The 18,215-nt window shown below is 33.7% G+C and carries 25 protein-coding genes; 15 read left to right on the top strand and 10 right to left on the bottom strand.

Features of this window, described 5'->3' with window-relative positions; all coding sequences use genetic code 11:
* Positions 1-8: 8 nt before the first annotated feature.
* From ACKWCA_RS01865 to ACKWCA_RS01830, 8 genes are all read right to left on the bottom strand, one after another.
* Positions 9-641 (bottom strand): hypothetical protein, encoded by a 633-nt coding sequence (locus ACKWCA_RS01865; protein WP_413976434.1) that lies wholly within the window; start codon positions 639-641, stop codon positions 9-11.
* 12 nt (positions 642-653) lie between these two features.
* Positions 654-1,418, bottom strand: a complete 765-nt coding sequence (locus ACKWCA_RS01860; protein ID WP_413976433.1) for an ion transporter — start codon at positions 1,416-1,418, stop codon at positions 654-656.
* Positions 1,419-1,435: 17 nt separating this feature from the next.
* On the bottom strand, positions 1,436-1,945 hold the full coding sequence (locus ACKWCA_RS01855; RefSeq protein ID WP_413976432.1) for a DUF4236 domain-containing protein: 510 nt from the start codon (positions 1,943-1,945) through the stop codon (positions 1,436-1,438).
* Between the two features lie 2 nt (positions 1,946-1,947).
* Complete coding sequence (locus ACKWCA_RS01850) at positions 1,948-2,154, bottom strand: hypothetical protein (protein ID WP_413976431.1); 207 nt, start codon at positions 2,152-2,154, stop codon at positions 1,948-1,950.
* A 3-nt stretch (positions 2,155-2,157) separates the two neighbouring features.
* Entirely contained in the window at positions 2,158-2,298 is a 141-nt protein-coding gene (locus ACKWCA_RS01845) for a hypothetical protein (RefSeq protein ID WP_413976430.1), read from the bottom strand.
* Positions 2,299-2,396: 98 nt separating this feature from the next.
* Entirely contained in the window at positions 2,397-3,065 is a 669-nt protein-coding gene (locus tag ACKWCA_RS01840) for a response regulator transcription factor (protein WP_413976429.1), read from the bottom strand.
* Between the two features lie 9 nt (positions 3,066-3,074).
* A complete protein-coding gene (locus ACKWCA_RS01835) occupies positions 3,075-4,925 on the bottom strand; it encodes a tetratricopeptide repeat-containing sensor histidine kinase (protein ID WP_413976428.1) in 1,851 nt (616 codons plus the stop codon).
* 54 nt (positions 4,926-4,979) lie between these two features.
* Complete coding sequence (locus tag ACKWCA_RS01830; protein WP_413976427.1) at positions 4,980-5,132, bottom strand: hypothetical protein; 153 nt, start codon at positions 5,130-5,132, stop codon at positions 4,980-4,982.
* A 370-nt stretch (positions 5,133-5,502) separates the two neighbouring features.
* On the opposite strand from ACKWCA_RS01830, the gene ACKWCA_RS01825 reads away from it, so the two are divergent.
* From ACKWCA_RS01825 to ACKWCA_RS01790, 8 genes are all read left to right on the top strand, one after another.
* Positions 5,503-6,180 (top strand): helix-turn-helix domain-containing protein, encoded by a 678-nt coding sequence (locus ACKWCA_RS01825; protein WP_413976426.1) that lies wholly within the window; start codon positions 5,503-5,505, stop codon positions 6,178-6,180.
* 15 nt (positions 6,181-6,195) lie between these two features.
* Positions 6,196-6,435 (top strand): hypothetical protein, encoded by a 240-nt coding sequence (locus ACKWCA_RS01820; protein ID WP_413977123.1) that lies wholly within the window; start codon positions 6,196-6,198, stop codon positions 6,433-6,435.
* A gap of 385 nt (positions 6,436-6,820) precedes the next feature.
* Positions 6,821-7,072, top strand: coding sequence for a hypothetical protein (locus ACKWCA_RS01815; protein WP_413976425.1), 252 nt, complete (start codon positions 6,821-6,823; stop codon positions 7,070-7,072).
* The gene (locus ACKWCA_RS01810; RefSeq protein WP_413976424.1) at positions 7,059-7,910 is read left to right on the top strand and encodes a hypothetical protein; all 852 of its coding nucleotides are present in this window, start codon (positions 7,059-7,061) and stop codon (positions 7,908-7,910) included. Before ACKWCA_RS01815 ends, ACKWCA_RS01810 begins: the two co-directional genes overlap by 14 nt.
* 51 nt (positions 7,911-7,961) lie before the next feature.
* Positions 7,962-8,636, top strand: coding sequence for an elongation factor Tu (locus ACKWCA_RS01805; protein WP_413976423.1), 675 nt, complete (start codon positions 7,962-7,964; stop codon positions 8,634-8,636).
* Positions 8,637-8,701: 65 nt separating this feature from the next.
* Positions 8,702-9,025 carry a hypothetical protein gene (locus ACKWCA_RS01800; protein WP_413976422.1) on the top strand — a complete coding sequence of 108 codons (324 nt, stop codon included), beginning with the start codon at positions 8,702-8,704 and terminating at the stop codon, positions 9,023-9,025.
* Positions 9,026-9,067: 42 nt separating this feature from the next.
* Positions 9,068-9,679, top strand: coding sequence for a hypothetical protein (locus ACKWCA_RS01795; RefSeq protein WP_413976421.1), 612 nt, complete (start codon positions 9,068-9,070; stop codon positions 9,677-9,679).
* 359 nt (positions 9,680-10,038) lie between these two features.
* Positions 10,039-11,079: a helix-turn-helix domain-containing protein gene (locus ACKWCA_RS01790; protein WP_413976420.1), complete on the top strand. Its 1,041-nt coding sequence runs from the start codon at positions 10,039-10,041 to the stop codon at positions 11,077-11,079.
* A gap of 22 nt (positions 11,080-11,101) precedes the next feature.
* On the opposite strand, the gene ACKWCA_RS01785 is transcribed toward ACKWCA_RS01790, so the two are convergent.
* The gene (locus ACKWCA_RS01785; protein WP_413976419.1) at positions 11,102-11,614 is read right to left on the bottom strand and encodes a hypothetical protein; all 513 of its coding nucleotides are present in this window, start codon (positions 11,612-11,614) and stop codon (positions 11,102-11,104) included.
* A 35-nt stretch (positions 11,615-11,649) separates the two neighbouring features.
* Positions 11,650-12,459, bottom strand: coding sequence for a glycerophosphodiester phosphodiesterase family protein (locus ACKWCA_RS01780; protein WP_413976418.1), 810 nt, complete (start codon positions 12,457-12,459; stop codon positions 11,650-11,652).
* A gap of 195 nt (positions 12,460-12,654) precedes the next feature.
* Here ACKWCA_RS01780 and ACKWCA_RS01775 point away from each other — a divergent pair, with 195 nt between their 5' ends.
* The 7 genes from ACKWCA_RS01775 (at position 12,655) to ACKWCA_RS01745 (ending at position 18,113) form a co-directional block, all read left to right on the top strand.
* On the top strand, positions 12,655-14,343 hold the full coding sequence (locus ACKWCA_RS01775) for a serine hydrolase domain-containing protein (protein WP_413976417.1): 1,689 nt from the start codon (positions 12,655-12,657) through the stop codon (positions 14,341-14,343).
* 352 nt (positions 14,344-14,695) lie between these two features.
* Complete coding sequence (locus tag ACKWCA_RS01770) at positions 14,696-14,935, top strand: hypothetical protein (RefSeq protein ID WP_413976416.1); 240 nt, start codon at positions 14,696-14,698, stop codon at positions 14,933-14,935.
* Positions 14,936-15,274: 339 nt separating this feature from the next.
* Complete coding sequence (locus ACKWCA_RS01765) at positions 15,275-15,625, top strand: hypothetical protein (protein WP_413976415.1); 351 nt, start codon at positions 15,275-15,277, stop codon at positions 15,623-15,625.
* 25 nt (positions 15,626-15,650) lie between these two features.
* Positions 15,651-16,193: a TPM domain-containing protein gene (locus tag ACKWCA_RS01760; RefSeq protein ID WP_413976414.1), complete on the top strand. Its 543-nt coding sequence runs from the start codon at positions 15,651-15,653 to the stop codon at positions 16,191-16,193.
* A 32-nt stretch (positions 16,194-16,225) separates the two neighbouring features.
* Positions 16,226-16,660 (top strand): hypothetical protein, encoded by a 435-nt coding sequence (locus ACKWCA_RS01755; protein ID WP_413976413.1) that lies wholly within the window; start codon positions 16,226-16,228, stop codon positions 16,658-16,660.
* Positions 16,661-16,745: 85 nt separating this feature from the next.
* Positions 16,746-17,159, top strand: a complete 414-nt coding sequence (locus ACKWCA_RS01750) for a hypothetical protein (RefSeq protein WP_413976412.1) — start codon at positions 16,746-16,748, stop codon at positions 17,157-17,159.
* Positions 17,160-17,213: 54 nt separating this feature from the next.
* Positions 17,214-18,113 carry a metallophosphoesterase family protein gene (locus ACKWCA_RS01745; RefSeq protein ID WP_413976411.1) on the top strand — a complete coding sequence of 300 codons (900 nt, stop codon included), beginning with the start codon at positions 17,214-17,216 and terminating at the stop codon, positions 18,111-18,113.
* Positions 18,114-18,215: the final 102 nt, after the last annotated feature.

Genomic DNA, 18,215 nt, shown 5'->3' with positions numbered 1-18,215 from the left:
TTTGGTGTTTATGGATAGACTACTTCTTGATTATTGTTGATTAGCTCTCTTAGTCTCTGTACTTCTTCTATTGAATGGGTATTGAAAAGAGCTACTGAATATTGGTCTAGAAATTTAGATCGTTGAAATTGGACTCTTCTTTTCTCTGGTGATTTCGGCATTAAAGATTTTTGGAAGGAAATAGAGTGATTTTGGATGTGTTGCAAACGAATATTGTGATTATGTAGAATCTTATTGAATTCAACAGCTATATTATTCGAGTTTAGAACAACATTGGTTAAATCAATCTTCTCAAGAACCACAACTTTAATTTGTGTTCTAAGCTTTTCTTTATAACCTATTCCATATGCACACAACTCAAATTGAGTTTGTGTACTGTTCGCTTGAAATAGTAGCTCATAAGAATCGAAGAAGATTTTTGAGGAATTACTAACTGTTATGAACAAAGCATTTTCAACTTCCCAGATTAATTGATTAAGTGTTCCTTCTATGCAATAAGAGCTGCCTGACTTAAAACTATTACATCGGATTCTTTTTCTTCGAATAAGAAGCCTTAGAAAACGTGAGGTGATTGTAGGTATAGATTTTAGAAAATTCCAGACAAACAAAAGTTTATATGTATAGGGATTTAAAATTTTCATATTCTTTGAGTTTCAACTCCTTCCACAATGAGGGCATCTTTCCATTTTGGAGTCGTTCATAGGTTCTATATTTTGAATAAAGGCAGAGCTCAAGATTCCAGTGGGGAGAGCTATAAATCCGATCCCGATTAATGCAATGAAAGCACTTAAGAATTTGCCAAGAGGAGTGATGGGATAGACGTCTCCATACCCAACCGTGGTCAAGGTGGCAACCGCCCACCAAAGGGAATCTGAAAGACTTGAAAATTTCTCCGGCTGCGCTTCTGTTTCAGCATAAAACATTAAAGTAGAGGACAAGAGTAGTAGGATACTGGCTATGAAAGCAGTAATGATTAGTTGGGGCCTAGTTTCATTTAAGACTTTTTTTATACTCTTAAATGAGTTTGAATATCTGCCTAGTTTAAGTATTCTGAAAAGTCTAAAAAGCCGAAGCATTCTCATAATTCTTAAATCAAAAGGAATGATGAGAGGTAGATAAAAAGGAAGAATGGCTATCATATCTATAAGTCCGTAGAACGAGAAGATATATCTTGCTCTTTTGGAATTGAATATTCCTTTAATATCATTATGTGAGTCTGCCGTCCAAATTCGTAATATATATTCCGTAGTAAAAATCCCAATAGAAAAGTATTCTATAAACTCAAATGTAGAGTTATAATCAAATCTCAATTCTCTATTTGTTTCGAGAACTAGGGCAATAACGTTTATCAGAATAAGTCCGTAAATAAACTTTGTTGCCGGAACCGAATGTAATATGTTATAAATTTGTTTTTTCAAAATAAGATGAAATCAGGTTACCCGCAGTTACAGCCTTCCCCCACAATCCATTGACAGCATGGGTCCGCCGCGCAAGGTGATTTGTTCTTTCCAGAACAGCCACAATTGGATGTGCTTACACAGTCCTTTACAATATTGCCTGGCTCTTCGCATGCAATACCGTCATTATCGGCATCCAAGTCATTTCGGCAATCAGGATCTGCATTGAAATCGGCTTGTGCTGCTGCTTGTGAAGTGTAATTGGCACAATTGGTATCACGACAGGGAGTTGAACCACTTTCAGAAGAACAAGAAAACACGAATAATACAAGAAAGAACGGTATACACATTACTACTAGACATCCGCTATTTTTCGATTTTTTAAAGTTCTTACGATAGGTGAAACCTGATATACCTGTTCTTATTGAATATCCTTTTGAACTGATAGAACCACTTTTGGTTTTTAAACTCGGAGAGATTCCCGACTTACTGATGTTTAGCCCAAAACCTTTTCCGAGTTTTATTCTTTTTTGAAATCGAAATCCCATATTTAAGAGGTATGGCAGTCTTGTGAGCAGTGCTTATGTCCGTTGACATTTGAATAATGCTTTTTTGCTTCAGCAACAGCACTTTCACAACTATCATGATATCCTAAATCCAGTCTATTTTTATCACTTGGCCACCATGGACAGTTCTCTTTATGGACTTCGTGATCTCCATTATTATCCGTTTCTTTATTTACACAATACTTTGGCATAGCTTATTGTTTTTTCCTTTTTGGTGCCCTCTGAGATAAAGCGCTTCCCGCAGCTTTTTTGCTGTTTTTACCAGTTCTTTTGTCTTTTAAGACTTTTGATGCTGCAGAAGCTGCAGACTTGCTTGTTTTTCTTTGTTTTGCCATTTTCATAAGATTTTAAAATTCTTACTCCAAACGTAAAACGTTTCCGGACTATAACCTTGCGGAAATCCGCAGTGGAAAAATAAATTTTAAAGAAGATTTTAGATAAGGCCTAAGTTGGTCGCCATATGAACCAACTGATGGGAGTTTTTAGCATTGAAGGTATCCTTAAGCTTGCAAATATTTGCTTCTATTGAACGTATGCTATTGGGTGTGATTTTTTTTAATTTGAAATACTCGCTAATTTCACTTTGTTTGTGTCCGTTAGCTAACAGCTCAAGTAACTTCTGCTCATATGAAGTCAGCGCGAGCACATTATTTTGTTTTAGCACGGCCGTCGCTACGGGACAAGTAAATTTTTGATCTCGGCTGAGGGCGTCAATGGCATTTTCCAGTTCTTTGAGTCCGTTAAGACCTTTGCAAACATAGGCATCGACTTCGAGGTCATCTAGAAGATTTTGAATGACGGTTTGTTTATCGATAACGCTAAATACGATGACTTTCAAATTTGGCTGGGTTTCATTGACAGCAGCAATCAATTCTTCCCCAGAATTCAATTTACTTTTTCTATATGGGTTTATAAAAGAAAGGTCACTTATCAAGAGTTGATAAGGTTCCTTGTCAAAAAGGGCTTTTTTGATTTTCAAATGTGCATCATGACAATACTGCACATGTTCGATGGTTTTGATGCCTATGCTTTCTAGTTTTGCGACAATCCCAAAGTTGATACTATCCGTATCTTCAGCGACCAAAACTTTAGTGAACTTCATATACAAAAATTAAATAGGAAACATGATTTTCGCAGTAACGCCTTTAGTTGGTTCGGAATCAAAATTAAAATTCCCTTTCAAGTTTTGAATGCGGGTTTCCACATGCTTCAGGCCATTTCCCCAATTATTTGGTGTTTTTACAAAGCCAACCCCATTATCATTGTAATTTAGTTCAAGGTAGTTGTCAACTTTTAAAAAAGTAATTCCGACAAATGTCGCTTTACTATACTTTCTCATATTGGTCATTAGTTCTCTAACAATCCAAAACAATTCTATTTTTTTATTTTTCGAAAGTGCATCCCAAAAGGTACTATCCAACTGGTTCGTTATGATTTTGATGGTGTCATTGCCATAAGAATTCAGTAGTGCCATAAGTTCTTTTCCAAAAGTTTCATCGGTTTTGATTGGAGCATATTCTTTAGAAATATCCCGAGCTTTTTGATAAACTTTGTCCAAGCCCTCCAACACAACAAATCCGTTATTCTCCTTTAGAATTTTTGGATTGTTTTTTATCTGAGTCATTAAATAGAAAATATCGTTACCGACTTCATCATGTATTTTTTTGGCCACACGAATTTCTGTTTCGTATGTTGCCTCTAATTTGGCTCTTTTCTTTTGTTGATTTTTACGATAAATGAGAAAGCCCGACAATGCAACTATCGAAAATAGGGCGAGCCACATCATTGCATTGGTCTTCTCCTTTTCAGCCTTATCGGCTTTAAGAATTAAGTTGTCATTTATAAGTTTGTCGTTCTCATATTTTGTTGTTGCATAAACTGTTCTGATTTTTTGACGAGTTTGGTTGAGTTCTTTCTGCGTATTAGAATATAGGTTTGCTTCTTCTTTCAATTCAAGCCCCAGTTCTGTTTTTATGGGAATCATTAGATCTAAAACTTCTAGAATTGAAACAGGGTTATTTAATTTTTGTGCGTTGAGCAAAGCATCTTCAGAATACGTCAATGCTTTTTTGGAATCCCTGTTAGAATAGTAATTTGCAAGATGAGTATTGCTTGAAATTAAACCGGAAATTGAGTTAACTTCTTTTCTCATTTCAAGTGCTTCGATTAACTGTTTTTCACTTTCAAGGTTATTCGGATTTTCTAGCCACTTGATGCGACCTAAATTGCTTAATACTCTAGCGAATTCAGTTTTATTTCCCGGTAATATAGAGTCCTGCAGTAGCCATGTTAAAATTGTAGTGCTTTCTGAGTACTTTTTTTGTTTTGCCAGTATATTAGCTCTGCTATTTTTATAAACGGTAATATCTAGTTGTTTGATTTTAGGGGAATCTCGTATCAATTGCATTACCCGAGAATTCCACTCTAGAGCTTCTTGGTAATTGCCTTGTTCTTTAAATGTAACTGAAATTATATGGCTCAAGCCAGCTTTTTTGTTAAGGTCAGAGGAGCTTTGGAGAAAGTTCAATCCATCTATCGCGGTCGTTTGACAACCAGCAAAATCACCTAAGGCTTTTTGGATATTTGCCATAGACCTAAGCATTCCGCCGGCCATTATGCTATCTTTTACATTTCGATAGTTTTTAAATGCCTCATTATAATACATAAATGCCTTTTCATAATTCTCAAGTTTTTTATTGTAGAATCCAATTCTGAAATTTGATTTAGCGATATTGGCGGTGTCCTTTTGGGAAACAGAATACTTGAGTATTTTTTGTGAAAAGAATATAGCGCTATCATATTTTTTTCTTTTTGCTAACTCCTTGATTTTGTTATCAACGGAATGTGGAAAAGAAGAATTAGGTTGGTTCGTGTTCTTACTTTTTTCTTTTGATGACTTTGAGCAATTCATTAGAAGAAAAAAGGAAATGAAAAAGAGGGATAAGGCAAAACACTGCTTCATCCCTCTAAAATAGTAAAAAAGAGTCCTTATTAATAAGAACTACCTTTCCAATAGTTAAGCATCTGGGTCGTCATCCGTATCACCATCATCACCTTCAGTTGCCTGGGTGTCATACAAAGAATCATTCTCCGCAATCGAATCGGATGTACAAGAAATTAAAGACACATTCAATACTAGGGCCATTAAGGCTAAAAACACTTTTTTCATAATAAAAAAATTTAGAATTAGACAAAAGGGTTGCTGTCCGCGCTTTCGGCAGAAAGAGTTTTTGGGTTTCAGCAACCCACTTAAGTTTTGGGAATACCCCCTATATTGGGAAGTAGAAATCACATGCGGTAGCTTCTAACTACTTCCCGGTGGTTATCGACCAACCACAATGTGGATTTCCGCAGTGATTAAAGTTGTACGTTGCTTTAATTGCATGTCAAAGCTATCATCAATCACAAGGCAAAGTAATTCATGAACCGATGGACAATTATGGTCAGAACCTGGAAAGGTTTGTCCAAAATCTATTGGACAGAAATGTCTAAAAACTGTCTAAGAATTTTTATTTTAAGAGCTTAAATATGAACTCTTTATGATTACAAAATTATTTGAAGAAGCATTTGAGGAAGTTGGGAAAAAGACAGCCAATAAAACGGATAGTGGTCGGGCTGCCCATCTTGAATATGAACTACGCGAAGATTTTAAAGTTTCTGTGTCTGGAAAATCCTTAATAAGATATCTAAAAGGAGAATCTGAGCCAAAAGTAGCAGTGCTAGATAAAATTGCAGAATATTTAAACTATAGTAATTATAAAGACTATATCACACGTAATGGAGATGACTTAGGTGAATTGAATAGAGACAAAGGAAGAACGAAAGTCACCAACAAAAGCACAAAGTTTAAATCAAGAAATGTCTGGATTGCTTTTATTGCTTTAATTATTGGAAACTTGACCTATATCGGTTTTATCGATAAAGAGAAGAATTGTATGGTTTGGGTAAATGACCATTATGAGAAGAGCGATTGCAGTGGGCAGGCACTTGAATTTGCACTGAATGAAACAGAGTTGGAAAAATTTAGAAAAATAGAAATTTGTGATACTACGACTTTCTTCAAAAAGTATGATCCGGTTATTTGGTATGATAAGTTTAACAATAGGATGGAATATTTCACTTATTATGGAATAAACCCCATCAACGGAAGAACCTTAAGGCCAATTACTCAGACGATAATTGATAATCATGTAGAACCATGTGAGAGCTTAGAATAACCCTGAGATAAGCTGATGGCTTTGATTATAATTTTTAAATCGCTACTGATTACCGCAAAAAATTATGCCATCACTTCAATACCTTATACTATTGAATTTTTCAAATGGAAAATTATGAATAAAGTTGAAGCTATTAAGCCAGGTCCAAAACCAAAAAAAGAGGATGGCTCATTGGATAAAAGAAGAAGAGTGACCCCAACAAAAAAGAAAGATTATCCACCATTAAAAAAACATAAACATAAAAAGGGTGATTGATTTTTAAAGAGGGAATCTAAAAAAATAAAAATTTCAGAAAAGGAATCTCGATAAAGCAATTGGACAATATGCTGAACATATTTAGCTGAAGTTCTATTCGTGTTCGCCGCCAAAAACAATAGTCACCATCGATAGTTAAAACAGTCAAATGTTTGGTAATGTTTCTTCTTAATTTGACACTTAGTCTAAATATGTAGAGTTCTAAAGAAGATGAAATTCGCTAACACTCTTTACAAATCACACCTTCCGCAAAGAGTTTCAGCACCTCAATTCATCATTCAAATAAAGAACAGGGGCTTTCATCGGTTTTATAGCCATAGGGAGGTATAAAGATGTATTTTACGGTGATATAAACAAGTTGGTCACAATATCCGAAACAAACTAAATGGAACTAAAAAAAGACAGAGTGATTATTGCAAGTGACGTGAATGAACGTGATGGAATCGGAATTGAAGTATACCGAAATGATAAATTAGCTGTCGAAATTTTCAGAGATGATACAGACAAAAAAAGAACCGTTACAGTCTTTAAAGAAAATGTTTCATTAGAATTAATGGAAGAATGTATTTCAATATTCAAAAAAGAAATTCCTTGGGACTTTATTGATAACTCGGAAATTGAGAATGAAAAAAATTAGCCTAGATACAGAATCATATTTATATGATGGGGAGAATGGAAAATTTAGAGCCATTCCCTTCTTTGAATTATCTATTGACGAATGGGTAATTTATCAGAATCAAGAGCCTAAATATTTACTTAATTTTAATTACCGAGAATCCTCGTTCGTAAAGCAAATTTCTGAATCAATGGAACAAGGTGTTGACCTTGAAGAAATAATCAAGAAGTATGGAATTTATCTTGGTTTAGAGTGGACAACAAAGCATAATATAACAAGCAAAGAAATTCCCGATTCCCAAAAGCATGAAAAAGTTGAATTAGAATTAATAGAATCTTTCGGAGATGTTGCAAATGAATTAATTTTTATAGCAACTGATTCTTATAAACAATCTGACTTAATAAACGAAGATGAATTGTTGGTCAAATATATGGCCGAAAACGATAAAGGATTTTATTGCTTGGAATCAATGGTTATTGACCGAAACAAAAATATAGGAAAACTGATCGAGTTCCTATTCGAAGTGAAAATGGAATTTAGCGAAATACGACTATCTAAGGACATTTCAGTTTACGATTTGAGTACACTAATCGGAAAAAACATTGACTTGAAGCAACTTGAAGAAGACTATCAAAATTGGATTAAAATATCGGGTCGGAATAATACTATGGATGAATATGGAACGCTACTCGGATTGATTAGCTTTCTTGAACGGAATTTGGGTAAAAAGCAACTAATTTTAAGAGTTGAAAATAAAATACTGTGCCCAACAACGTATAAAAATAATGGCGGAAATTCTGCCGAAACAAAGAACAGTAATAATAAAATATGGTCTAAACTGAAAAGTTTGTGGTCTTAAAACCGCCACTATTCTTATACAAGACCGTTACCTGCAAGCTGAAAAAAAATCGTGAAACAAATTGACTTTATAGCTGAATTAGATTTTTTAACTACTGACCAAAGTGGACGAAAAAGTCCTGCGCATTCAGGTTATCGCCCGCATATCGAATTTAAAAACTATCCTGAATATCTAACGTCAGGACAACAGACTTATATCGGACAAGAAATTGCAGAATTAGGAACTAAAGTCAAAGCAGAAATCGCAATTTTAGGAACTGAATATTTTGCAAAGCGGCTTTATGAAAATATGGAATTCAAATTTTGCGAAGGAAGTCGGACTATTGGTTACGGAAAAATAATCAAGATTATAAATGCTGACCTAAAATGTGACCCAAAAATTAAACAGGAACTAATAAACCTAAACTTATATCCGAAAGACATTATTGAGAAAATAAAACTCATTTATGGCGGATTAAGAGCGGATTCAAAAATAATAAGTGAGTTACAAAATTTAATTATATCTCAAAATTCTTTAAGGAGTCCTAGAATCATAAGGTCAATTATCTACTTATTTACAATTCGTAAAATTAACCGAGAAAAAATATTTGAAATGGCAAAAACGGACTGGAGAGACATACTTATGAATGCGGAATATGATAAAAATGGCAACAGAATTCGGGACTTCAATAACGAATTTGGAAATGAAAAAATAAAGCCAGCAGCTAACAGTGGCCCTAAAGCATAGGTCTGATCAACCGATACTATGCTTCCGCGCTGGAATGTAACCCAAGTGCAACTAAAGAATCCTAAATGATCAAGAAATATTTTGATAAGTTACCTTATAAGAGAAACTATGTAGTTGCTGCTTTTGCCATTTGGAATCTGTTGTTTATACCGGTAATACTCGAGATTTTTAAAAATTACGATAATCCGGATTTTGGGGTAAAATGGCTTCCGCCATTGATCTTTGCATTTTTCACCTCTGTTGTTGTGCTGATTTCCAAAAGATTCCGACGTGAGATACTTAAAGAAGGTAAAACCTTTACTGATATTAGAAAAGACGTATTTCTAATTTCTATTCTTATGTTGGTTTTTTTACTCTTACAAGTACAATACATTTTTAAAATATTTTGACTTAATTGTGCTACAACCAAAGCTCAAATAAAGGATAGGGTCATGAATACTTTAAGTTCTTACGAGAGATCAAGGATAATAGCGCTTTTAGCATTGATTTGTATCTCCTTTCTTTTCGGTTGCAAAGCTGTTTCTACCGGGTGGCCACATGATCCCGAAACTCCAGAGAAGGTCATGGATTATATTGAAAAGGAGGATTTGGTAGCATATGTAACCAAGGACAGTGATACTATATACGTTGCTCAAGGATTTGAAGAGGTAATCGCCTCAGACTTAGAGGCTAAAATTGAAGGTGATGTTTGGCTTTTAAAAGAGGAAGATTTTGGAGTTAAACGCCCATTAAAACTGTTAGACTGGCGAAAATGGAATTCGAACGTGTATATTGAAGTTGAATGGACATATTTAAATGGTCATGATTGTCAAAAAAAGAAAAAGGGGCAGTTTGTTGATTTTTTCGATAACAACGGTGTCTTCCAACGTTCCTATCGTGTTCCGGAAGATAGTCATTGGTGTATTAAAAATGAGAAGAAGGATGGTGAAGAGCATGTTTGCAGAACAAGGCATCAAGCTATTCGAGGTGAATTTTGGACCGGTAAAAAAGGTAAGGGTAGTAAGAGAATAGAAGATCGCCATTTGTCAATTTGTAAAAAATAAAGTTCAAATAAAGGATTCGAAGTCGAATTCTGAAAACAAACAGAACGCCCATTTGCCTATTACAATGAAATCGTTAGATAGTTTTGATATTTGGTTATGGTTGATCTTAGCAATAACTGGCTTGATTTATTATTGGCTTAATAAGAAAAAACTAATATCACCAGATGCATTATTTATTGAACGAAGATTATTAATCGGAGTTATAATGGTTTTGGTAATTTGGATATATTCTCTTCTGTTTGAATAGCAAGATATAGGATTATAGGTGGAAAGCAAAAGTTCAAATAAACAATTGATAAATATATATAAAATGAATGTTAATAGGTTTTTAGGTTAATTTAAAACCGATTTTTAAGTAAATGAGCGCTAATATTTTATTTTTTTTCAGTGCATTAGGCGTATTTAACGGAATATTGCTCTCTTTGTATTTTTTGATTTATGCAAAACCAAGGCATATTTCTAACAATTTTTTGGGCATCCTATTTTTAGTCTTGAGCATAAGAGTGGGAAAATCGGTATTCTTTTACTTCAATAATTACCTTTCCAACATTTTCATTCAAGTTGGCATAACAGCTTGTGTGCTTATTGGTCCTTTTCTATTTTTTTATATAAAATCTGTTTTAAGACCTAATAGTAATACTGCTGGAAAATGGAAGTATCATATACTAATTTTAGGCCCCCTTATTGTTTTTTTAAGCATCGTATATCCTTACAAGCTGCATAAACTTTTATGGGTTGACTATCTTATGAATCTTATTTTGTTGGAATGGTTTATATATATGGTTTTTTCCGGAATACTATTATTTCCAATAGTTAAGAAAGCATATCTTAAACAAGAATCATTACTAATTATAGAAGTTTGGATTCTTAATATATTTTTTGGTAATGTGATGATATGGATAGGTTATTTTTTAGCTGATTATACCTCCTATATTGTTGGCGCAATTTCATTTTCTCTACTTATTTACTTTTTAGTTTTACTGTTGTTTTTTTCAAAAAAAAAACAATCAGTTTTATATAAGAAGGCTCAAAAATATTTAGAAAAGAAAAAAGATGATAAGCTAGCCTCGGAATTGATTTTGAAGTTGGGGAATGTACTATCAAAAAAGGAGTTTTTTAAGAAACCAAACCTTACAATTTCTGATGTGGCCCAAGAACTCAAAATTCCTTCTCATAGTCTATCAGAGTTAATCAATAATAGTTTAAATAAAAGTTTTCCCAATTTGATAAATGAGTATAGAGTTGAATATGCGAAAATGATGATTCTAGAAAATGATATACTCACATTAGAGGCAATTGGTAATGAGGCCGGGTTTAAATCAAAATCAGCATTTTATAGGGCATTTAAAAAACAATTGAATATGACCCCAGCAGCTTACAAGCATTCAAATAATAAGTAGAACTGATTTTTGAAAAATTGTTTTATTTAAATAATAAAGAAGGCTTTTCCGGACTAGGCGTTTGATTTGAAAACCATGACATAGGGTGCTGCTGAGGCACTCTTTTAATTATGGTATCTAATTTTCTGTCATACCAAATGGCATCAAAACTACTTTTAGTGGTTAATACAACCCGCCATTCTTGGTGCAGTATAGCGCTATTTGAGTGGTCAGCGCTCAAGCTATCCCAATTTGTAGTAGCAGAATATTGAGGGTGAAGCTTAGCAACAACTTCTTTTTCATCCATAATAGCAAGCCAAATAGGTTCTGACAAATGCTCAATAGTGTGTGTTTTTCCTTTAGAACCCCATCCTACTTTAATATCTGCTCCATTTCGTATGGCATCAATTAAAGCCTGTTTGCTTCCTTTTATGACATTTCCTTGTTTATCTGTTTTAAGAACTAGCTGAATTTGATTCAAACCGTTTTTATCAGCACAAGAACTAATAAAGACAAGACAAAGCACTACACATAAAAATTTGAGTTTATTTTTCATAAATATTAAATTAATTAAAGATGATTTTTAGTTTGCTATCGTGTTTCACCAAGAAATTTTTCCGGGAATTCTACAAATATTCCTTCTATTCCTATTTTTCTTAGTAATTCCATTTCTTCTTTGGTCTCAATAGTTTTTACGTATGTACCCTCATACATCCATGCCCATATTGGTTTGTTTCGTTTCTTGGCGTGATGTATAACCCTTTTTGAAAGCACATTTATACGACCGTATTTTTTGGGTAACATTAGAATATCAGATTTGACTGGGAATAACCCATCCAAATACAGAAAACTACTGTACAGCATTCGTTTTGCTTCTTTCGCAGATACACCGTATTTCCAACTTGGTTTTCTGCTTTTTAGTTTTCTAATAATTTCATCATACTCGCTTGCTATAATAAAATCACCACCCTGAAATTTTGTATCTATTAGGTCAATTAAAATGTCCACAACGATTGGATTGTTTGTATGAATGTCCAATATTAATTTTGCCTTCGGAAACTTTTGGAATACTTCAGTTAATTCAGGAATCTTGACTGATGCTAGTCGGTAAGGATACGTACCGTCAATCTTAAAATTGTATCCGGCATTCAATTTTTTTACTTGGCTAAAGTTGAGTTTGCTTAGTAATTTATCTTCTCCTGTAGTTCTCTTTGTTTCATAATCGTGAAATAGAACAAGATGGTGGTCAGATGTCATTTGAACATCCATTTCAATTCTCCAATCAGCATTTATTCTTTGGCAATGTTTAATTCCCTCGATTGTATTCTCAGGATGCTCTCCTCGACCACAGCTGTAGCAAATTATTTCCATATAGTTTATTTCAGTATAGGTTCCGTTCATTTCAAACTTGGAATTCCACAAATAATTCTAAAAGCTATTTATGCATAGAAATTTATAAAAGTAGGTTGTACAATTGCTATTTTGATTAGCACATTATGAGGAATATGTCCTTATTTATAAACCGACACTTATTCAAGCCTGCTTAAATGCAAGTATGAGAACTTCATAATTAGATTTGAAAAAAATATCACAATAATGCAAAAGTATATTTCAGCAATTCTAATTTATTTATACTGTCAAACCCTAACACTGGCCCAGAAAACTGATACAGCCCTACTCAAGGAGGTCAATACAATTTTTAAGACTTATGATAATCTCAAAACACCGGGAGTAGCTGTTGGGTTTATTCAAAACGGCGAACTCATCTTTTCAAAAGGATATGGTATGGCAGATTTGGAGCATAATATCCCAATCAATACCAAAAGTGTATTCTCACTAGCCTCTGTTTCTAAGCAATTTACTGTTTTTGCTGTCCTGCTTCTAGAAGAGCAAGGTAGATTATCACTAGATGACGATATAAAAAAGTACTTACCCCATTTTCCGAACTATAACAAAATAATTACGTTAAGACAGCTTGCAGCACATACAAGTGGTCTAAAAAGTCATGGACATCTATTGGGTCAAAAAGGATACACACCAGATAATGTCATTACCAAAAACGATGTGCTAAATGTCATTTACAAACAAGATGCGCTCAACTTTAAACCTGGGGAAGAATTTAACTATTCCAATTCGGGCTATGTTCTTTTGGCTGAAATAGTGGAAAAAGTATCTGGAAAGCCATTTTCTATATATTTAGAAGAACAAATATTTAGCCCACTAGAAATGTCAGATTCATTTGTAATGGATGATTACCATAAGATTGTCTTAAATAGGGCCAATTCTTATGAAATTGACAATGGAACTTATGTAAATGCACCTGCTAATTATTCTTATTATGGGTCTACCGGCTTGTATTCTACATTATTAGATCTAAGTAAATGGGCTTTAAATTTTGCTAATCCTAAAATAGGAAGCCAGTCTATTTTTGAAAAGATGAATACGTTATCTCAGTTAAATAGTGGAAATACGTTTGGTTATGCCTTAGGACAATTTGTTGACAATTATAATGGTCTTGAGTATATACATCACGCTGGTGGTGAAGCGGGATATCGTGCTTTTTTAGGTAGATTTCCTGAAACTAATAGCGCTGTTTTGTTATTAAGCAACAATAGTGCAATTGATGCTCAAGGTTTGGCGCTTCAGGTTGTAAATATATTTTTAAAAAAGAAGTTCAAGTTAACTAATAAGACATCTTCAGTTGATCAGAGACAGTTCAAAAAAGTTAAGTTATCACGAGAATACTTAGAAAAGTATAGTGGTTTATATCTAAATCAAAAAACGTATATCACTAGAAATATTTTTGTGCGGAATGATACACTTATTTATGCTAGACCAGAGCAGAATAATCGTGAAACACCACTATACCCCTTGGAAAAAGAAAGTACATTTCAACTAGGGGATTACCCTGATTTAAAAATAGAATTCTCCACAAAAATTAATGAGAAATATATGCGTGTTCTTGAGAATAATCAAATTGTAGATTTTTATGAACCCTATTCCCCTAAGGTATATAAAGCTAAAGAATTGGAATGTTTCACTGGAAGCTATTATAGTAAAAATCTTGATACAACATATGAGCTTTCAGTGATTAATGGAAATCTTACTATAACGCATCCAAAATTGGGTGAAATACGCTTGTCGTCTATAAAAAAAGATGGCTTTTTGGCTTCTAGCTGGCAGTTTAGATTTCTTGAGTTTGAACGCAATACTCAGGATGAAATTACTGGCTTTGCGATTACATCTGATAGGGTACGAAATACGCGGTTTCAAAAGCTTAAATAAATTCAATGTCTGATTTTTTATAAGTATTATTAGACCCGCGTTTCATTTTCTTAATATTCCAACATTTTATGGCTTCTGCCTTTGTTTTGTCAGGATTATTTTTGAAAAAGATGGGGCTCTTAATTGGACTATTCGTACGGAACCTATGATGATAAGGGCAGCAGAAGGATTGATTATAAAGTATGGCAAATACCGACTGGACAAATAAAGACGTATTACAGTAAAGAATCCAGTTAAACTAAAGTTCAAAAAAAGAATGCTTTTGTGCAAACTCTTTACAAATTGTACCTTCCGAAAAGAGTTTACCAAGCAGAATGCATTTCAGAATCTTAAATCAAAATTCAAATAAAGGATGAAAAGACTAGATGTTGAACACTACCTAAGCCTGTATAAGTTTCGCAAAGAAATGATGGAAAAAGGTATTACGAATCCTTTGCCACAAGGAAAAAAGTTAATTAATGAGATAATCTCAAAGCTTTCAAAAATGCCCTCGGATGAAGAGATAGAATTGCGTAAGAAGGATGGGAAACTCGTGATGATGGATTCAAAGGAAAATATTATTGTCATCGTACCAACTCTTGAAAACAATTAAAAGTTCAAATAAAGGATTTGATAAACATCCATATAGAAACTACCAATAGTATCGAAGCAAATAATATTCCTAGGGTTCTATCAGTTTTAGAATATGGTTTTCCTTTTTGCCAATGCTTTTTTGAATGCTCCCAATCATAATGGTAAGACAGAATGATGTAAATAGAAAGCCCGGCAAGTCCAATTGAGAGCAATGTCGTATGTATGAAGGTAATGAATGAATGTATTAATAGTTTGGTAATTTATTGGGCGAACCAAAGTTCAAATAAACCATTATTAAGTTGTAGCCCAAATTTAGTATAAGACAGACTTTTCACTCCCCCGAATTAAAAAATATTTAATGAAAGGAAGATCTGTTTTAATTTCCGCAATAATTCTATCTATAATTGTTGAATTGGTTGTAATGGTTTCTGTATATGATAAAATTGGCGGAGAACGGCTTCCGTTCCAAATTACAAGGTTATTTTTTCAAATCATTTGTGTTTTTTTGATTTTAACCAGTAAATCAAATGTCAGCCTTTTTCTCCCAGCTGCTTTTCATATTGTTTCTGTTTTATATGGGTTGTATTCTAACAGCTCCACTGAATTATTGAGACAAATATTCATTGGTTATCATCTATTAATTGGACCGATTATATATTTTCACGATTGGATTGAAAGCGAGATTGGTGTAGGAATTTCGAAAAAATAAAAAAGCAAGAAAGTATAAATAAACGATGACCAACCACATCAAAATTATTACGTGTTTTTTTGTTATAACTTTTCTAAGCTGCGGATCTCGTAGTCAAGAAAACGATAACAAAACCCTTATCCCATTGATTGATTTCTCCGAGGTCAAAGAATTTAGGGAGACAAAAGAATTGGGGAGAATAGTCAGTGATTATGATAGTATTTTCAAACAAGAAGAACGTCGTGAATTGGGGAACCTAATCCATGATTACAATGTCCAAACGACTAGACAAATTGTTGTTGTAACGATTGACAGTTTACATTCTTATGAGGATATTCAAAAATTTGCTACTGATTTGGCTAACTATTTGGGAGTTGGAACCAAGGAAGAAAACAATGGACTCACTTTGGTATTATGCAAACCTGAAAGGAAAATTGGAATAGCAACCGGACTTGAAACAGAAAGGGTTCTTACAGATAGTATCTGCAAGGTCATTATTGATAGCATTATGATTCCAAAATTTAGAGAGGGAGACTTCTATAGTGGTATGAAAGGTGGAGTAGTGGAGTTAATAAAGAATTGGGATTGATTTGCCATCAAAGTTCAAATAAATGATTTTCAATGGTTGAATATAGTTTTAGACCTCCAGTATCAAAATTACTGACCGGTTTCTTTGCCATACTCTTTTCTATTTTCATGGGGTATATTTTCTTTCAAATTGAATCGTGGGAAAGAATAATGATAATACTTGTTTGTATTTTTAATTTAGTCTACGGCCTATGGTTAATAATTGCCTATTCAAGAAACATCAATTTGGGTAATCTCGAATTTGGAGCGGACTACTTGAAAATTCCTTTAAAAGGAGAAAAATCATTTACAATATTGTTAAACGAGATGAAGGAGATAGCCATTTTAGATTATCCTACACATTCTATTTTATTCAGAAGTGAAAACGAATCATACCTTTTAAAAAAGAATTGGATGGTTAAAAAAGATTATTATGAATTGGTTGAGAAATTAAAACGCTACTTTCCAAACACAAAAGCTCAAGTTTAAATCTGTAGCTCAATCTCAAAAGTCTAAATAAAGATTAGCTTAACATAATATGCCAGGTTAAATAAGGGTAAAAATTTATAATTCATTGTATAGAATATTAGAAATAGCTTACCAAAAATTCTTTATAAAAAGAGTGTTTAAAAGATACAGGAATAGTTTGCCAACCAAAACTAATTTAAGCAATCCGAAAATGGATTATCATATTCTTGCGGATGCAGTAGTTTGGGAAGACGAAGGTATAGGTGAATGTCATCCGGATCTGGAAAATGCATTTAGGTATGTTCTGAATTATAGAACTAATTTAATTTCAAAAGAATTTTTCAAAAATGAACAAAATCTTAGTAGACGAACTTTTGAATTAGCAAAAAAATATTTTCCGGATTGGATAGGATTTCATAGAGATAGATGCCCCTACAGTCCAGAATTGTCTGAAAGGATTCTAAGAATCAGAAATGTTGCGGAATGGAAGATTGATAAATTGATGAATAAGGACATTTAAATTAAGAATAAAGTTCAACTAAAGGGTAACACTTTGAAAAAACGATACCAATAAATGGCAACAAGGAGGGTTTTTATTAAGAACACAGGGCTTTTTACCTTAAGTACAACGGTTTTTCCGTTCGACACCAGCTTCGTAACGGAATTGGATACTAAAGTCCGCATTGGCATAGCAACGGATTCCCATTATGCAGAAAGAGACCCGGCAGGAACTCGGTTTTATCGTGGGGCATTAGACAAAATGGGCGAGTTTGTACGTGTGATGAACAAAGAAAAAGTAGACTTTGTTATGCATATGGGCGATTTTAAGGATGAGGATGAAACTCAAGATGAAAAGATGACACTACGCTATTTACGTAAAATAGAAGCGGTGTACTCCGGTTTCGACGGCCCTCGTTATCATTGCATCGGCAACCATGATGTAGACAGTATAACGAAGACTCAATTTCTTGAGAATATCGAAAATACAGGTGTGCCAAAAGAAAAAAGTTACTATTCCTTTGACCACAAAGGGTTGCATATCATAGTTTTAGACGCCAATTACAACAAAGACGGAACAAATCACTATTTTCTAAAAGGGGCAGATTGGCAAGATACCAACCTAACGGATCAACAATTGGATTGGTTAGAGGAAGACCTTAAGAAAACAAGTAAACCTACGCTGGTTTTTTGTCATCACCCCCTATTCGAGTTCCGTAGGGAGGGTTATAAATTTCACATCAATGACTTCAAGAAAGCACAAAGACTGCTTGAAAAATCCGGTACCGTATTGGCTGTGCTTCAGGGGCATGTGCATGAGGAAAGGTACAGCAGCATAAATGGAATTCAGTACATCACCCAAAACGGGATGGTTGATCATCAAGGACTCGAAAACAATAGTTTTTCGATTTTGGAAGTTCAAGCCGGTAAAATGCAGCTATATGGATATAAAAGAGCAAACGATGTCGCTTTTTAATCGAATTGGTTTTCACTAAAGGTTCAAGCTCAAATAAAGCATAAATTGTTTCCTCTTCTTGCCGTAGCAATCACTTTTGGGGGATGGTTTAAATCACTTCAA

The sequence above is a fragment of the Maribacter corallii genome (genome assembly GCF_047345415.1).
Classification (GTDB): domain Bacteria; phylum Bacteroidota; class Bacteroidia; order Flavobacteriales; family Flavobacteriaceae; genus Maribacter_C.
Note: the sequence above shows the minus strand (reverse complement) of the source record. Positions and strands in the feature narration are given on the sequence as shown.

Excerpts from the sequence above, each read along its gene's own strand:
- ACKWCA_RS01865 (WP_413976434.1), bottom strand. The coding sequence starts at position 641 with ATGAAAATTTTAAATCCCTATACATATAAACTTTTGTTTGTCTGGAAT.
- ACKWCA_RS01855 (WP_413976432.1), bottom strand. The coding sequence starts at position 1,945 with ATGGGATTTCGATTTCAAAAAAGAATAAAACTCGGAAAAGGTTTTGGG.
- ACKWCA_RS01850 (WP_413976431.1), bottom strand. The coding sequence starts at position 2,154 with ATGCCAAAGTATTGTGTAAATAAAGAAACGGATAATAATGGAGATCAC.
- ACKWCA_RS01845 (WP_413976430.1), bottom strand. The coding sequence starts at position 2,298 with ATGGCAAAACAAAGAAAAACAAGCAAGTCTGCAGCTTCTGCAGCATCA.
- ACKWCA_RS01840 (WP_413976429.1), bottom strand. The coding sequence starts at position 3,065 with ATGAAGTTCACTAAAGTTTTGGTCGCTGAAGATACGGATAGTATCAAC.
- ACKWCA_RS01835 (WP_413976428.1), bottom strand. The coding sequence starts at position 4,925 with ATGAAGCAGTGTTTTGCCTTATCCCTCTTTTTCATTTCCTTTTTTCTT.
- ACKWCA_RS01830 (WP_413976427.1), bottom strand. The coding sequence starts at position 5,132 with ATGAAAAAAGTGTTTTTAGCCTTAATGGCCCTAGTATTGAATGTGTCT.
- ACKWCA_RS01825 (WP_413976426.1), top strand. The coding sequence starts at position 5,503 with ATGATTACAAAATTATTTGAAGAAGCATTTGAGGAAGTTGGGAAAAAG.
- ACKWCA_RS01820 (WP_413977123.1), top strand. The coding sequence starts at position 6,196 with ATGGCTTTGATTATAATTTTTAAATCGCTACTGATTACCGCAAAAAAT.
- ACKWCA_RS01815 (WP_413976425.1), top strand. The coding sequence starts at position 6,821 with ATGGAACTAAAAAAAGACAGAGTGATTATTGCAAGTGACGTGAATGAA.
- ACKWCA_RS01810 (WP_413976424.1), top strand. The coding sequence starts at position 7,059 with ATGAAAAAAATTAGCCTAGATACAGAATCATATTTATATGATGGGGAG.
- ACKWCA_RS01800 (WP_413976422.1), top strand. The coding sequence starts at position 8,702 with ATGATCAAGAAATATTTTGATAAGTTACCTTATAAGAGAAACTATGTA.
- ACKWCA_RS01795 (WP_413976421.1), top strand. The coding sequence starts at position 9,068 with ATGAATACTTTAAGTTCTTACGAGAGATCAAGGATAATAGCGCTTTTA.
- ACKWCA_RS01790 (WP_413976420.1), top strand. The coding sequence starts at position 10,039 with ATGAGCGCTAATATTTTATTTTTTTTCAGTGCATTAGGCGTATTTAAC.
- ACKWCA_RS01785 (WP_413976419.1), bottom strand. The coding sequence starts at position 11,614 with ATGAAAAATAAACTCAAATTTTTATGTGTAGTGCTTTGTCTTGTCTTT.
- ACKWCA_RS01780 (WP_413976418.1), bottom strand. The coding sequence starts at position 12,459 with ATGAACGGAACCTATACTGAAATAAACTATATGGAAATAATTTGCTAC.
- ACKWCA_RS01775 (WP_413976417.1), top strand. The coding sequence starts at position 12,655 with ATGCAAAAGTATATTTCAGCAATTCTAATTTATTTATACTGTCAAACC.
- ACKWCA_RS01770 (WP_413976416.1), top strand. The coding sequence starts at position 14,696 with ATGAAAAGACTAGATGTTGAACACTACCTAAGCCTGTATAAGTTTCGC.
- ACKWCA_RS01765 (WP_413976415.1), top strand. The coding sequence starts at position 15,275 with ATGAAAGGAAGATCTGTTTTAATTTCCGCAATAATTCTATCTATAATT.
- ACKWCA_RS01760 (WP_413976414.1), top strand. The coding sequence starts at position 15,651 with ATGACCAACCACATCAAAATTATTACGTGTTTTTTTGTTATAACTTTT.
- ACKWCA_RS01755 (WP_413976413.1), top strand. The coding sequence starts at position 16,226 with ATGGTTGAATATAGTTTTAGACCTCCAGTATCAAAATTACTGACCGGT.
- ACKWCA_RS01745 (WP_413976411.1), top strand. The coding sequence starts at position 17,214 with ATGGCAACAAGGAGGGTTTTTATTAAGAACACAGGGCTTTTTACCTTA.